General features: G+C 71.1%; 12 protein-coding genes. 4 read left to right on the forward strand and 8 right to left on the reverse strand.

What is annotated here, in order from left to right:
- Position 1: 1 nt before the first annotated feature.
- From AB0C59_RS11710 to AB0C59_RS11730, 5 genes are all read right to left on the reverse strand, one after another.
- Entirely contained in the window at positions 2 to 967 is a 966-nt protein-coding gene (locus AB0C59_RS11710; protein WP_363003172.1) for a CoA ester lyase, read from the reverse strand.
- A complete protein-coding gene (locus tag AB0C59_RS11715; protein ID WP_363003174.1) occupies positions 964 to 3012 on the reverse strand; it encodes a protein meaA in 2049 nt (682 codons plus the stop codon). Before AB0C59_RS11715 ends, AB0C59_RS11710 begins: the two co-directional genes overlap by 4 nt.
- Before the next feature lie 19 nt (positions 3013 to 3031).
- The gene (gene ccrA, locus AB0C59_RS11720; protein ID WP_363003176.1) at positions 3032 to 4369 is read right to left on the reverse strand and encodes a crotonyl-CoA carboxylase/reductase; all 1338 of its coding nucleotides are present in this window, start codon (positions 4367 to 4369) and stop codon (positions 3032 to 3034) included.
- A 454-nt stretch (positions 4370 to 4823) separates the two neighbouring features.
- The gene (locus AB0C59_RS11725; RefSeq protein WP_363003178.1) at positions 4824 to 5657 is read right to left on the reverse strand and encodes a TetR family transcriptional regulator; all 834 of its coding nucleotides are present in this window, start codon (positions 5655 to 5657) and stop codon (positions 4824 to 4826) included.
- 118 nt (positions 5658 to 5775) lie between these two features.
- A complete protein-coding gene (locus tag AB0C59_RS11730) occupies positions 5776 to 7581 on the reverse strand; it encodes a 3-hydroxybutyryl-CoA dehydrogenase (RefSeq protein WP_363003180.1) in 1806 nt (601 codons plus the stop codon).
- 527 nt (positions 7582 to 8108) lie between these two features.
- Here AB0C59_RS11730 and AB0C59_RS11735 point away from each other — a divergent pair.
- Positions 8109 to 8684 (forward strand): adenylosuccinate lyase, encoded by a 576-nt coding sequence (locus AB0C59_RS11735; protein ID WP_363003182.1) that lies wholly within the window; start codon positions 8109 to 8111, stop codon positions 8682 to 8684.
- Positions 8685 to 8688: 4 nt separating this feature from the next.
- On the opposite strand, the gene AB0C59_RS11740 is transcribed toward AB0C59_RS11735, so the two are convergent.
- Complete coding sequence (locus AB0C59_RS11740) at positions 8689 to 9219, reverse strand: GNAT family N-acetyltransferase (protein ID WP_363003184.1); 531 nt, start codon at positions 9217 to 9219, stop codon at positions 8689 to 8691.
- A gap of 121 nt (positions 9220 to 9340) precedes the next feature.
- Positions 9341 to 10930, reverse strand: a complete 1590-nt coding sequence (locus tag AB0C59_RS11745) for an alpha/beta hydrolase (protein ID WP_363003186.1) — start codon at positions 10928 to 10930, stop codon at positions 9341 to 9343.
- A gap of 223 nt (positions 10931 to 11153) precedes the next feature.
- On the opposite strand from AB0C59_RS11745, the gene AB0C59_RS11750 reads away from it, so the two are divergent.
- A complete protein-coding gene (locus AB0C59_RS11750; RefSeq protein WP_363003188.1) occupies positions 11154 to 11396 on the forward strand; it encodes a hypothetical protein in 243 nt (80 codons plus the stop codon).
- On the opposite strand, the gene AB0C59_RS11755 is transcribed toward AB0C59_RS11750, so the two are convergent.
- Positions 11385 to 12425: an Rv2578c family radical SAM protein gene (locus AB0C59_RS11755; protein ID WP_363003190.1), complete on the reverse strand. Its 1041-nt coding sequence runs from the start codon at positions 12423 to 12425 to the stop codon at positions 11385 to 11387. The genes AB0C59_RS11750 and AB0C59_RS11755 overlap by 12 nt on opposite strands.
- Before the next feature lie 163 nt (positions 12426 to 12588).
- Between AB0C59_RS11755 and AB0C59_RS11760 the strand changes: the two genes are divergently transcribed.
- Together AB0C59_RS11760 and AB0C59_RS11765 are read left to right on the forward strand one after the other, a co-directional pair.
- Positions 12589 to 13557, forward strand: coding sequence for an alpha/beta hydrolase (locus AB0C59_RS11760; protein ID WP_363003192.1), 969 nt, complete (start codon positions 12589 to 12591; stop codon positions 13555 to 13557).
- A gap of 43 nt (positions 13558 to 13600) precedes the next feature.
- Complete coding sequence (locus AB0C59_RS11765) at positions 13601 to 14044, forward strand: SRPBCC family protein (RefSeq protein ID WP_363003194.1); 444 nt, start codon at positions 13601 to 13603, stop codon at positions 14042 to 14044.
- Positions 14045 to 14058 lie beyond the last annotated feature (14 nt).

Consider the following 14058-nt stretch of genomic DNA (forward strand, 5'->3'; position numbering starts at 1 on the left):
CTCAGGCCTCCGGGATCTCGAACGTGCTGGTGCGCTGCATGCCGGCGGCGCGCCCCTTGCCGGAGACGACCAGGGCCATCTTGCGGCTGGCCTCGTCGATCATCTCGTCGCCGAGCATCGCGGAGCCCTTCTTGCCGCCGGCCTCGGACGTGTAGTAGTCGTACGCGTCCAGGATCAGCTCGGCGTGGTCGTAGTCCTCCTGGGACGGCGAGAAGATCTCGTTGGAGGCCTCGACCTGGCCCGGGTGCAGCACCCACTTGCCGTCGAAGCCGAGCGCGGCGGCGCGCTGCGCGACCTCGCGGTAGCCCTCGACGTTGCGGATCTGGAGGTAGGGGCCGTCGATCGCCTGGAGGTTGTTGGCGCGGGCGGCCATAAGGATCTTCATCAGGATGTAGTGGTAGGCGTCCGCCGGGTAGCCGGGCGGCTGCTCGCCCACGACGAGCGACTTCATGTTGATCGACGCCATGAAGTCGGCCGGGCCGAAGATGATGGTCTCGACGCGCGGGGAGGCCTGCGCGATGGCGTTGACGTTGTTGAGGCCCTGCGCGTTCTCGATCTGCGCCTCGATGCCGATCTTGCCGACCTCGAAGCCCATCGTCTTCTCGATCTGCGTCAGCAGCAGGTCCAGGGCGACGACCTGCTCGGCGTTCTGCACCTTCGGCAGCATGATGCAGTCGAGGTTGGGGCCCGCGCCCTCGACGACCGTCACCACGTCGCGGTAGGTCCACTCGGTCGTCCAGTCGTTGACGCGCACCACGCGCGTCTTGCCCGTCCAGTCGCCCTCGTTGAGGAACTTGACGATGGTGTGCCGCGCCTCGGGCTTGGCCAGCGGCGCGCACGCGTCCTCAAGGTCCAGGAAGACCTGGTCGGCGGGGAGGCCCTGCGCCTTCTCCAGGAAGCGGGGGTTGCTGCCCGGAACGGCCAGGCAGGAACGCCGCGGGCGAAGGCGGTTGACAGGGATCGTCATGCGGGGACCTCCAGGGGGTCGAGCTTGTTCGCTTTCCGGATCTCGTCGACGATACGGCCGATGATTCCGGTGATGTCGAAGTCCTTCGGGGTGAAGACCGCTGCCACTCCAGCGGCCCTGAGCTGCTCGGCGTCGGCGTTCGGGATGATGCCACCCGCGATCACCGGGATGTCCAGCGCCCCGGCCTCCCGCAGCCGCTCCAGCACGTCCGGCACCAGCTGCGCGTGCGAACCGGAGAGGATGGACAGGCCGACCGCGTGCACGTCCTCCGCGAGCGCGGCGTCCACTATCTGCTCCGGCGTCAGCCGGATGCCCTGGTAGACCACCTCGAACCCGGCGTCGCGGGCCCGCACGGCGATCTGCTCGGCGCCGTTGGAGTGCCCGTCCAGGCCCGGCTTGCCGACGAGGAAGCGGAGCTTGCCGACGCCCAGGTCCTGGGCCGTCAGGTCCACCTTGCGGCGCACCTCGGCCATCGCCGAGCCCTCCTCGGCGGTCACCGCGACCGGCGCCGACGACACCCCGGTCGGGGCGCGGAACTCGCCGAACACCTCGCGCAGGGCCCCGGACCACTCGCCGGTCGTGACGCCGGCGCGGGCGCACTCCAGGGTGGCCTCCATGAGGTTGGCGGTGCCCTTGGCCGCCTCCTTCAGCCGCTCCAGCGCCTTGCAGGGGCGCGGGTGGTTGAAGGGCGGCTGGTAGCGGGTGTCGCGCCACTTCTCCAGCGAGGCGATGACGCGCGCCTCCACCGCCGGGTCGACCGTCTGGATCGCGGTGTCCAGGTCGGCCGTCAGCGGGTTCGGCTCGGTCGTCTCGAAGACGTTGACGCCGATGATCTTCTCCTGGCCGGACTCGATCCGCGCCCGGCGCTCGGCGTGCGAGGCCACGAGCTGGGACTTGAGATAGCCCGACTCGACGGCCGCCATCGCGCCGCCCATCTCCTGGATCCGGTCGATCTCGGCGAGCGACTCCTCGACCAGCCGGCCCACCTCGGCCTCGATGACCGTGGAGCCCTCGAAGATGTCGTCGTACTCCAGCAGGTCGCTCTCGTGCGCGAGCACCTGCTGGATGCGCAGCGACCACTGCTGGTCCCAGGGCCGGGGCAGGCCCAGCGCCTCGTTCCAGGCGGGAAGCTGCACGGCACGCGCGCGCGCGTCCTTGGAGAGGGTCACGGCCAGCATCTCCAGCACGATCCGCTGGACGTTGTTCTCCGGCTGCGCCTCCGTCAGGCCCAGGGAGTTGACCTGGACGCCGTAGCGGAAGCGGCGGTGCTTGGGGTTCTCGATGCCGTACCGCTCACGCGTGACCTTGTCCCAGATCCGCCCGAACGCCCGCATCTTGCACATCTCCTCGATGAAGCGGACGCCCGCGTTCACGAAGAAGGAGATGCGGCCCACGACATCGCCCATGCGCTCCTGCGGCACCTGGCCGCTGTCGCGCACCGCGTCGAGGACGGCGATCGCCGTCGACATCGCGTACGCGATCTCCTGCACCGGCGTGGCGCCCGCCTCCTGCAGGTGGTAGCTGCAGATGTTGATCGGGTTCCACTTGGGGATGTGGGAGACCGTGTACGCGATCATGTCCGTCGTCAGCCGGAGCGAGGGCCCCGGCGGGAAGACGTGCGTCCCGCGCGACAGGTACTCCTTGACGATGTCGTTCTGGGTCGTGCCCTGGAGCTTGGTGATGTCCGCGCCCTGCTCCTCGGCGACGACCTGGTAGAGCGCCAGCAGCCACATCGCCGTGGCGTTGATCGTCATCGAGGTGTTCATCTGTTCCAGCGGGATGTCCTGGAACAGCCGGCGCATGTCACCGAGGTGCGCGACCGGAACCCCGACCCGGCCGACCTCGCCGCGGGCGAGGATGTGGTCGGAGTCGTAGCCGGTCTGCGTCGGCAGGTCGAACGCCACCGACAGGCCGGTCTGGCCCTTGGCGAGGTTGCGCCGGTACAGCTCGTTGGACGCCTCGGCGGTGGAGTGGCCGGCATAGGTGCGCATGAGCCACGGCCGGTCCCTCTCCTTGCGCGGGGACTGTGTCTGACGCTCAGTCATCAGTGACCTCCGGTGTCGCTCAGATGTTCCGGAAGCGGTTGATCGCGTCGATGTGCTGGGCGCGCATCTCCTCGTCGCGCACGCCGAGGCCCTCCTCGGGGGAGAGGCACAGGACGCCGACCTTGCCCTGGTGGAGGTTGCGGTGCACGTCGTACGCGGCCTGGCCGGTGTCCCCCAGCGAGTACACCTTCGACAGCGTCGGGTGGATCTTGCCCTTGGCGATGAGGCGGTTGGCCTCCCAGGCCTCGCGGTAGTTCGCGAAGTGCGAGCCGATGATCCGCTTGAGGGACATCCACAGGTAGCGGTTGTCGTACTCGTGCATGTACCCCGAGGTCGAGGCGCAGGTGGTGATGGTGCCGCCCTTGCGGGTGACGAAGACGCTCGCCCCGAAGGTCTCGCGGCCGGGGTGCTCGAAGACGATGTCGATGTCCTCGCCGCCGGTCAGCTCACGGATGCGCTTGCCGAAGCGCTTCCACTCCTTCGGGTCCTGGGTCTGCTCGTCCTTCCAGAACTTGTAGCCCTCGGCGTTGCGGTCGATGATCGCCTCGGCGCCCATGGAGCGGCAGATGTCCGCCTTCTGGTCGCTGGACACGACACAGATCGGGTTGGCGCCGCCGGCCAGCGCGAACTGGGTGGCGTACGAGCCGAGGCCTCCGCTCGCGCCCCAGATCAGCACGTTGTCGCCCTGCTTCATGCCGGCGCCGTTGCGGGAGACCAGCTGGCGGTAGGCGGTCGAGTTGACCAGACCGGGCGCCGCGGCCTCCTCCCAGCTGAGGTGGTCCGGCTTCGGCATCAGCTGGTTGGACTTGACGAGCGCGATCTCGGCGAGGCCGCCGAAGTTGGTCTCGAAGCCCCAGATGCGCTGCTCGGGGTCGAGCATCGTGTCGTTGTGGCCGTCCGAGGACTCCATCTCGACGGAGAGGCAGTGCGCGACGACCTCGTCACCGGGCTTCCAGGCGTTGACGCCGGGGCCGGTGCGCAGGACGACGCCCGCGAGGTCGGAGCCGATGATGTGGTACGGGAGGTCGTGGCGCTTGGCCAGGTCGTTGGTGCGGCCGTAGCGCTCCAGGAACCCGAACGTGGACAGCGGCTCGAAGATCGAGGTCCACACCGAGTTGTAGTTGACCGAGGAGGCCATGACGGCCACGAGCGCCTCGCCCGGGCCGAGCTCGGGCAGCGGAACCTCGTCGAGGTGGATCGACTTGCGCGGGTCCTTGTCGCGGGTCTCCAGACCCGCGAACATCTCCGTCTCGTCCTTGTGCACCGTGATCGCGCGGTACGACTCGGGGAGCGGGAGAGCGGCGAAGTCGTCGGACTGGGCCGTCCCCGACTGAATCGCGTCCAGGATGTCCTTCACTATTGCCTCCGGCGGGTGGCGTCTTGAGGGGAGACGCTGAGGGGGTGCGTCGGTGCTGCTGCTGGTGTTGGGGGAGGGTGCCGTCGGTTCGGCTCGATGGTGCTGTGGCAGCGCTTTGTGGCGCGGGAGGGTGCCTGTGACGCAGGCGTCCGGGCGCGCTCGCCGGGGAGGCTTGCGGGGACAGCCGACGTACGAAAGGTCTCTGCACGCCGGCCGCCCGGACACGACCAACGTATGGCACGCCGTGTCACTCCGCAAGGCACTGGGTGCCAGATATTGCTCTCAGATGAAGTCTCTACGTAACAAATGAGCGATGATCGATCAGGGCTACCGACGAGTAGGTCGGAATCGGGCCAAACAGAAACGCGCTACGGGCCGGCCCGTAGCGCGTTTCTGTTTCGTCTGTTCTCGCCCGATCAAACGATCGAGCGAGCGCCCCCCTGGTGGCGCTCCCTCAGTAGCGCTCCTTGAGTGCCTGCTCGATGGTGCGCATCACGTCGTCCAGTGGCGCGTCGGTCCGCGCCACGGTCACCAGGACCTCGCCCTGGGTCGTCACGGCGGCCGGAGCCGCGTGGGGCGCGGAGCCGCCGCGGCCGGCCCCGATGCCCGTGCCGAACGTCTTCCGCACGATCGCGAAGGCGTGGTCCAGCTGGTCCTCCACGTCCCCCTGCGCGCCGGCCCTGAGCCAGCGGCGCAGCACGTGGTTGTGCGCGGTGACGACCGCCGAGGCCGCCACCTCCGCCAGCAGCGGATCGTCGTTGGCGGCGTCGTCGTGGGCGTGCTCGTCGAAGTGTCCGAGCAGATAGCGGGTGAACAGCCGCTCGTAGCGGGCGACCGAGGCGATCTCGGCCTCGCGCAGCGTCGGCACCTCGCGGGTCAGCTTGTAGCGCTGCACGGAGATCTCCGGCCGCGCCGCGTACATCCGCATGACCTCTTTGATGCCGCGGCACACGGTGTCCAGCGGATGCTCGTGCGCCGGCGCGGCGTTGAGCACCGCCTCCGCCCTCACCAGGGTGTCGTCGTGGTCGGGGAAGATCGCCTCTTCCTTGGAGCGGAAGTGGCGGAAGAACGTGCGCCGGGCGACCCCGGCGGCCGCCGCGATCTCGTCGACGGTGGTCGCCTCGTACCCTTTCGTGGCGAACAGTTCCATCGCCGCCGCCGCCAGCTCCCGGCGCATCTTGAGCCGCTGGGCGGCGGCACGGCTGCCTGCGGCGCTCTCCGGAGCGTCGGCCGTGGCGGAGGTACGTGAGGACTTGGCGGGCTGGGGCATGACCCGAACGTACTGCATATGCGCGCCAGGTTGCGCACGTCCCGGGTCGCCCCCGCCCCAGGAGGGCGGGGGGTCGCCGGTCGGATCGAGCAGTCCGCCCCAGTCGGCGCCCCCCGCCGGCCGGTCGCCCGGCCGGTCAGCGCTTGGCATATTCGCGGAAGCCGCGGCCGGTCTTGCGGCCGAGGCAGCCCGCGGCCACCAGGTGTTCCAGGAGCGGCGCGGGAGCCAGGCCCGGGTCACGGAACTCCCGGTGCAGCACCTTCTCGATGGCCAGCGAGACATCCAGGCCGACGACGTCGAGCAGTTCGAACGGGCCCATCGGGTAGCCGCCGCCCAGCTTCATCGCCGTGTCGATGTCGTCGAGCGTCGCGTAGTGCTCCTCGACCATCTTGATCGCGTTGTTGAGGTACGGGAAGAGCAGCGCGTTGACGATGAAGCCGGCGCGGTCGCCGCAGTCCACCGGGTGCTTCTTCACCGTCGTGCACAGCTCGCGGACCGTGGCGTGCACGTCGTCGGCGGTGAGCACCGTCCGGACGACCTCGACCAGTTTCATGGCCGGCGCCGGGTTGAAGAAGTGCATGCCGATCACGTCCTGCGGACGCGAGGTGGCGCGGGCGCAGGCGACGACGGGCAGCGAGGAGGTGGTGGTGGCGAGGATCGCGCCCGGCTTGCACACCTTGTCGAACGTGGCGAACAGCTGCTGCTTGACCTCCAGGTCCTCGGCGACGGCCTCCAGCGCCAGGTCGACGTCGGCGAAGTCGTCGTAGGTGCCCGTCGGCCGGACGAGGTCGAGCGTCCGGGCGGCGGCCTCGGCGCTCATGCGGCCCTTGTCGACCGAGCGGGCCAGCGACTTGCCGATCCGGGCCTTGGCCGCCTGGGCCTTCTCCTCGCTGCGGGCGGCCAGCACGACGTCGAACCCGGCCTTGGCGAAGACCTCCGCGATCCCGGACGCCATGGTGCCGGAACCGGCGACGCCGACGGAGCGGACCGTGCGGCCCTCGGCCAGGGAGGCGCCCTCCGGCGGGGTCAGCGCGTCCCGCACCACGGTGGGGCTGCCGGGCGCCTCGTAGGTGTAGAAGCCGCGCCCCGACTTGCGGCCGGTCAGGCCCGCCTCGCTGAGCTGCCTGAGGATCGGCGCGGGGGCGTGCAGCCGGTCGTGGGAAGCCGCGTACATGGCCTCCATGACCGTACGCGCCGTGTCGATGCCGATCAGGTCCAGCAGCGCGAGCGGGCCCATCGGAAGCCCGCAGCCGAGCTTCATCGCGGCGTCGATGTCCTCGCGGGAGGCGTACTTGGCCTCGTACATCGCGGCGGCCTGGTTGAGGTAGCCGAACAGCAGGCCGTCCGCCACGAAGCCGGGGCGGTCGCCCACGGCGACGGGCTCCTTGCCCAGGTCCAGGGCGAGGTCGGTGACCGCGGTGACGGCCGCGGGAGCGGTCAGCACGGACGAGACGACCTCGACCAGCTTCATTGCCGGCGCCGGGTTGAAGAAGTGCAGTCCCAGCACCCGGTCGGGGTGGGACGAGTCGGCCGCGAGCCGGGTCACGGACAGGGCGTTGGTGCCGGTGGCGATGATGGTGTCCGGACGCACGATCCCGTCGAGGGCGGCGAAGACCTGCTGCTTGATCTCGTACGACTCCGGGACCACCTCGATGACGAGGTCGGCCTCGGCGGCCGCCTGGAGGTCGGTGAACGGACGGAAGCGGGCGAGGGCCTCGCCGCGCTCCTGCTCGGTCAGCCGCCCCCGGGTCACCGAGCGGGCGGTGGCGGCCTCCAGGGCGGCGACGGCGTGGGAGGTCGCGGCCTCGTCGATGTCGATGCCGACGACCTCGCGGCCGGCCCGGGTGAGGACCTCGGCGATACCGGTGCCCATGGTGCCGAGGCCGACGACGGCGACGGTCTGGATGGGGGACAGAGGGGTGTCGGACAGGGGAGTGGCCATCGCGGACTCCAGGAATGAGGGTGACGACTGAGGAGCGCGCCGGATGCGCGCGAGGGCGCGCGGGGCGCGAGAGGTGCGCTGGGTGCGGGTGTCTGCCGGGCTGATGAAACGCACACGCCCGGGCCCGTCCACGGACGTGCACACGCCCGCGACGGTGTTCCGACCGGCTCTGTCCCGGAGCCGGGTCGTACTGAGGTACACGAGGTACCGAACCGACCAGTGCCGCCACGCCCCCCAGGACGTGACAGCCGCTCCCGCGGCAGCTGCGTCACCAGGCCGCCACGGGTACACGCGAGTGGGTAACTCGCTCGATTGAGCTTAACCCGCCAGTAACGAGCGCGCCACCCCCAGGGACCACCGATCAAGGGCGCGGATAACTGATCAGGGGCGCGGGAAACTGCGCAAGAAACCCACCACCCACCCGCACCCGCACACGCGCCTCAGGCGCCACCCCCAGGGGCGCGGGGAACTGCGCAAAACCCGCCACACCCGCTGCGCAGCGCCCCCGCACCCCCTAACCTCCCCCCATGGACGAAGCGTTGCGATCCCTGACGGAACGTGTCCGGGCCGAGTCCGCGGACTCCCCCGCGCTGAACCCCCTGTTGACGACCGACGACCTGGACACCCTCGCCACCGTCCTGACGGCCCCCGCCCAACCCCTCTGGGCCCGTGAGACGGCCGCCTTCCGCCTGGGCCTCGCGGGAGACCCCCGCGCGTTCGAGTCGCTCGTGCTCCTCCTCAACCACCGCGACCCACCCCGCTGCGCCTCCGCCGCCTACGCCCTCGCCCGCCTCGGCGACCCCCGCACCGCCCGCGCGGCGGCCGCCCTCGCCACGAACGAACTGCGCGTCGCGTACGCCCTCCACCCCGTCCGCCTGCTCGTCGAACTCCGCGCCCCGGAAGCCGTGCCCGCACTGATCACCACCCTCCGGCACAGGCTGCGCCCCCACGACCCCCATCGCACGGTGGCCCTCGCCTGTGTGGAGGGCCTCGGCGCGCTCGCCGACCGCAGGGCTGCGCCCGTACTCACCGAGGCCCTGGCCCACCCGGCCCTCGCGCGGGCGGCGGTCCGCGCCCTGTCCCGTATCCCCGCCCAGCGCTGAGCCGTCAGCCGCGCGCCGGCAGCACGGCCCCGTACCGCATCTCGGCCACGGCGACCCCGTCCACCTCGAACGACTGCTCCGTACCGTCCGCCCGGAAGCCGGCGCGCTCGTAGAACCGCCGGCCGTTCACGTTCCCGTTGAGCACCCACAGGAACATCCGCGCGTGTCCGGCCGCGGCGCGCTGCCGCAGCGCCGCGGAGAGCAGGGCGTGGCCGATACCGCCCCCGAGCAACTCCGGCTCCACGTAGAGGGCGTACAACTCGCCGTCCGCCGTGCGTACTTCGCCGTCCTGGAACGGCCCGTGCGCCGCCCAACCGACGACGGCGCCGTCCCGCTCCGCCACCAGGTTCACCACGTCGCCGCCCTCGACGAGTCGCGCTCGGCGCCGCTCGGCGTCCGCGTCCACGTCGAGCCGGTCGAGGTAGGACTGCGGCACGAATCCCCGGTAGGTCGCCCGCCACCCCCGGATGCGTATGTCGCTCACGCTCCGGCAGTCGGCGAGGGTCATGTCCCGGATGCGCAGAGTCCCGTCCATGGCGACACGGTAGGGCGGGGCGGGACGGCGGGCCACGGGATTTCCGGCGCGCCGCGCACGTCACGCCGGGTGCGGGCCCGCCGGGGGCGTGGGCCTGGCCGGCCCCCGGCGGGCGTCGCGTTCAGCGGCGGAAGCCGAGCAGCTCGTGCAGCGCCGCGCCGTTCCGCGAAGCGGTGGAGGCCGCCCTCGTGCCGGTCGGTTCCGGGTCCGGCGTCCTCTCGCACACCGCGTCGACGTCACCGCCGCTCCTGGGCACCGTGCCGGTGCCCAGGTACGCGGCCAGGTACCGGTCCAGGCAGGAGTTCCCGCTCAGCGTGATGCCGTGGTTGCCGCCCCCCTGCTCGACCACCAGGCTGGAGCCGCGCAGCAGGTGATGGACCTTCACCCCGCCCTCGTAGGGCGTCGCCGCGTCGTTGGTCGCCTGGAACAGCAGCACCGGCGGCAGCGAGCGGTTGGACACGTCCGCGGTCCGCAGCGGCGGCTGCTGCCAGAAGGCGCACGGCGCGTTGTACCAGGCGTTGTTCCAGGCCATGAAGGGCGCCTTGGCGTACACCGCCCGGGTGTCCGCGCGCCAACGCGCCCACTCGTGCGGCCAGGAGGCGTCACGGCACTGGACGGCGGTGTAGATGCTGTATCCGTTGTCGCCCGCGGCGTCGACCGCGCCGATCTTCTTGTACGCGGCGACCAGGGGAGCGGCGTCGCCGTGGTTCACGTACGCGGCGAACGCCGTGGCGAGCCTGGGCCAGTAGCCGTTGTAGTACCCGCCGGGGATGTACGTGTCGTCCAGTTCGGAGGCGCCCACCGTGTTCTGGGCCGGGGTCTTGGACAGCGCCGCCCGCATCGCGTACCACTTGGTCTCGACCCGGGCCGGATCGGTGCCCAGTCCGTACGTCCCGTCGTGCCGGGCGACCCAGGCCAGGAAAGCCTGGTGGCGGGAGTTGAAGGCGTAGTCCTGCTGGATGTTGTCGTCGTACCAGACGCCTGTCGGATCGACGATGGAGTCCAGCACCAGCCGCCGTACCCGGTGCGGGAACAGCTTCGCGTAGACGGCGCCGAGGTAGGTTCCGTACGAGTAGCCGAAGTAGTTGATCTGCGGTGCGCCCAGCGCCTGCCGGATCGTGTCCATGTCCCGCACGGCGCTGTCGGTGTCGATGAAGGGCAGCACCTGCGCGTACTTGGTCGCGCACGCCTTCGCGAAGGCGGCCGCCCGCTCGACGTTCGCCCTCTCCAGGGACGGCAGGGTGGGGACGGAGTCGGGGCGGACGGGCGCGAAGTGGCCGGGCTCGCAGTTGAGTGCGGGTGTGCTCCTGCCCACGCCGCGCGGGTCGAAGCCGATCACGTCGTACTGGGCCGCCACGTTCGTGGGCAGCGCGGAGGCGACGAACCCGGCCAGGTGCAGCCCGCTTCCGCCCGGGCCGCCCGGGTTGACCAGCAGGGGGCCCTGATAGGTCGAGGCGGTGTGCGGCACGCGGGACAGCGCCAGGGTGATCTGCCGCCCCTGCGGGCGCGAGTAGTCGAGCGGCGCCGTCACGGACGTGCACTGGAGCGTCGGGAATCTGTCGGTGCCGCAGGGCTTCCAGGTGGGTTGCGCCGCCTGTCTCACTTCCATGGCGGTCACGGGGTGCGAGGCGCCGGCGGCGGCCGGAACGGCGGCGAGCACCGAGGCCACCGTGATTCCGGCGCCACACAGCGCGGTTACGCGTCTTCTCATGTCTGGCCTCCCAGGACGGAGGGGGTCGGACCGCGAGGGCCGGGTCCTCGCGCATCGTCCCGGAAAGATCCGAAAGTTCCGCCCGAACACGGGTGTTCGGGCCGCACATGACCCGATTGGTCCGCGCGAAGCCCTCGGATGCCTCCCCAGGACTGTCCCGCGGTCCCCGGCCGGCGCGCGACGACAGCCACGGAACGGCCCCGGGTACCGTTACGCTGCTGCCGTGCCGACGCCCTACGACCTCCCCTTCACCCGCACCACCTGTGCCGGTTGCGGTGCCATCGTCGAAGGCCTCAACAACCGGTTCTCCTGCACGGTCTGCGGCTGGGTCAACCGGTGGGACGACTCGACGTCACCGCTGCCGTGCGCCGAGGACGACCCGGACTGCCCGCGGCGCGGCAGGGGCTCGACGGCTCCCGCCCGCCCCGGTCCGGCGCGGGGCGGACCGGCGTCCTCAGAGCAGTGACAGCTGGGTCGGTCCGGACGGCGCCGCGGACGGGGGCGGCGGCTCGGGTGCCCGGAGTCTGCGGGGCATGCCGGGGCGGGTGGGCCCGATGCCGTACTCCTGTGCCAGTTCGTGCACCTGGCGGGTGATCCGGCGCTGGTACCACTTCGGGGCGTACGCGCCGTCCGCGTACAGTCGCTGGTAGCGGCGTACGAGATACGGGTGCCGCTGTTCGAGCCAGGCCATGAACCATTCGCGCGCCCCCGGCCGCAGATGCAGCACCAGGGGCGTCACCGAGGTGGCCCCGGCGGCGGCGATCGCCCGCACGGTGGCCCGCAGTTGGGCGGGGTCGTCGCCCAGGAACGGGATCACCGGCGCCATCAGGACCCCGCAGCCGATGCCGTGCTCGACCAGGGTGCGCACGACGTCCAGCCGACGCTCGGGCGCGGGGGTGCCCGGTTCGACGGTGCGCCACAACTCCGGGTCGGTGAAGCCGACGGAGACGCTGACGCCCACGTCGGTGATCGCGGCGGACTGCCGCAGCAGGTCCAGGTCGCGCAGGATCAGCGTGCCCTTGGTGAGGATCGAGAAGGGGTTCGCGTGGTCGCGCAGCGCCGAGATGATGCCCGGCATCAGTCGGTAGCGGCCCTCGGCGCGCTGATAGCAGTCGACGTTGGTGCCCATCGCGATGTGCTCGCCCTGCCAGCGGCGTGAGCCGAGGTGGGAGCGCAGCAGCTCGGGCGCGTTGACCTTGACCACGATCTGGCTGTCGAAGTCGAGGCCGGTGTCGAGGTCCAGATAGCTGTGCGTCCTGCGGGCGAAGCAGTACACGCACGCGTGCGTGCACCCCCGGTACGGGTTGACCGTCCATTCGAACGGCATACGGGAGGCGCCGGGCACCCGGTTGACGATCGAGCGCGCCCGTACCTCGTGGAACGTGATGCCACGAAACTCCGGGGTGTCGAAGGTGCGGGTGGTGACCGCGTCCGCGTCGAACAGCGCGGCGTCGCGGGCGGCGGTGGGCCTCTCGGCCAGATGGTCCCAGCGCATGGGCGCCTCCTCGGTAGCACTGCTGTCAGAATAGAACACATGTTCCCTTGATCGCGATGCGGAATCGCGCGATCGTTCGAATATCGATCTGGAAAGTGCGTTCATCACACTGATGGCGGCGCGTCCAGCGGCCCCCGGTCGACCAGTGCGACATAACTGACACATGCCACACAACGTGATGCACCAGCCGACCCCGTCCCGGACGCTCTCCGTGGGCGTGCGACGCCTCACCCTCGAAGCCGGGGGCGTCTCCCTCTCCTGTCTTCTGGCCGAGCCCAGGGGGCGGCGGCCGCGTGCCGTCGTGATCGCCGTGCACGGCGGTGGCATGACGGCCGGGTACTTCGACGGGCAGGCGCATCCCGACCTCTCCCTCCTCACGCTCGGCGCCCGCCTCGGATTCACGGTGCTCGCCGTCGACCGCCCCGGATACGGCCTGTCCGCGCGGCAGCTGCCGGCCGGACTCACCCTGACCGAGCAGGCCGAGGTGCTGCACGCGGCCATGGAGCGGTTCGCCGAGGGACACGCCACCGGCGGCGGGTTCTTCCTGCTGGCGCACTCCTACGGCGGCAAACTCGCCCTCGTGACCGCCGCGCGCGCCCGGGGCCTGCTCGCCCTGGACCTGTCCGGCTGCGGCCACCGCTACGGTGTCGACCCGGCCGAACTGCGCCGGATCCGGCAGGGCTCCGACCGGCGGCGCACCTGGGGCCCGCTGGGGCTGTACCCGCCGGACACCTTCCGCTCGATCGCCACCGTGGTGGCCCCCATGCCGGAGCGGGAGGCGGCCGAGGTCGTCCGCTGGCCCGGCATCTTCGACGCGCTCGCGCCCGACATCCGCGTCCCCGTCCGGCTCACGTTCGCCGAACACGAGGGATGGTGGCTGCACGGGGAGCAGGACATCGCCGAACTGACCGCCCGGCTGGCCGGGTCGCCGCTCGTCCGGGTCGAGCACCAGCCCGACGCCGGGCACAACATCAGCCTGGGCTGGGCGGCGCGTTCCTACCATCTGCGCGCCCTCGCGTTCTTCGAGGAATGCCTCTCGGGCCGGCCGGCGGCCCCCCGGGCGGTGAACGCGGCCGGCGCCCGGGCGCACGCGGGAGCGGACACCGCGTCAGGGGCCCCGCCCCAGGTGTGATGAGATGGCGCACGCCCCATCACCTGGACAGGAAGAGGAAGTCATGGCGCAGGTCGAGGCCACGACGGAGCGGATCGTCGCGGCGGACGCGGAGACGGTGTTCGACGCTCTCGCCGACTACAGCGGAACCCGCCCGGAACTGCTGTCCGAGCACTTCAGCGAGTACGAGGTGCGCGAGGGCGGCGACGGACAGGGCACCCTCGTCCACTGGAAGCTCCAGGCCACCAGCAAGCGCGTCCGTGACTGCCTGCTGGAGGTGACCGAACCCACCGACGGCGAACTGGTCGAGAAGGACCGCAACTCCAGCATGGTCACCACCTGGCGGGTCACGCCCGCCGGCGAGGGCAGGTCCCGGGTCGTCGTGACCACCACCTGGAAGGGCGCGGGCGGCATCGGCGGCTTCTTCGAGAAGACCTTCGCGCCCAAGGGGCTCGGCCGGATCTACGACGCCGTGCTCGCCAAGCTGGCCGCCCACGTGGAGAAGTGACACCGGGTGCGACG

Source organism: Streptomyces sp. NPDC048664 (assembly GCF_040650555.1).
Lineage (GTDB): Bacteria > Actinomycetota > Actinomycetes > Streptomycetales > Streptomycetaceae > Streptomyces.

What these genes read in the sequence shown, in the direction of transcription:
- AB0C59_RS11760 (WP_363003192.1), top strand. Translation starts at nt 12,589, where the DNA reads ATGCCACACAACGTGATGCACCAGCCGACCCCGTCCCGGACGCTCTCC.
- AB0C59_RS11740 (WP_363003184.1), bottom strand. Translation starts at nt 9,219, where the DNA reads ATGGACGGGACTCTGCGCATCCGGGACATGACCCTCGCCGACTGCCGG.
- AB0C59_RS11755 (WP_363003190.1), bottom strand. Translation starts at nt 12,425, where the DNA reads ATGCGCTGGGACCATCTGGCCGAGAGGCCCACCGCCGCCCGCGACGCC.
- AB0C59_RS11745 (WP_363003186.1), bottom strand. Translation starts at nt 10,930, where the DNA reads ATGAGAAGACGCGTAACCGCGCTGTGTGGCGCCGGAATCACGGTGGCC.
- AB0C59_RS11725 (WP_363003178.1), bottom strand. Translation starts at nt 5,657, where the DNA reads ATGCAGTACGTTCGGGTCATGCCCCAGCCCGCCAAGTCCTCACGTACC.
- AB0C59_RS11715 (WP_363003174.1), bottom strand. Translation starts at nt 3,012, where the DNA reads ATGACTGAGCGTCAGACACAGTCCCCGCGCAAGGAGAGGGACCGGCCG.
- AB0C59_RS11730 (WP_363003180.1), bottom strand. Translation starts at nt 7,581, where the DNA reads ATGGCCACTCCCCTGTCCGACACCCCTCTGTCCCCCATCCAGACCGTC.
- AB0C59_RS11710 (WP_363003172.1), bottom strand. Translation starts at nt 967, where the DNA reads ATGACGATCCCTGTCAACCGCCTTCGCCCGCGGCGTTCCTGCCTGGCC.
- AB0C59_RS11735 (WP_363003182.1), top strand. Translation starts at nt 8,109, where the DNA reads ATGGACGAAGCGTTGCGATCCCTGACGGAACGTGTCCGGGCCGAGTCC.
- AB0C59_RS11765 (WP_363003194.1), top strand. Translation starts at nt 13,601, where the DNA reads ATGGCGCAGGTCGAGGCCACGACGGAGCGGATCGTCGCGGCGGACGCG.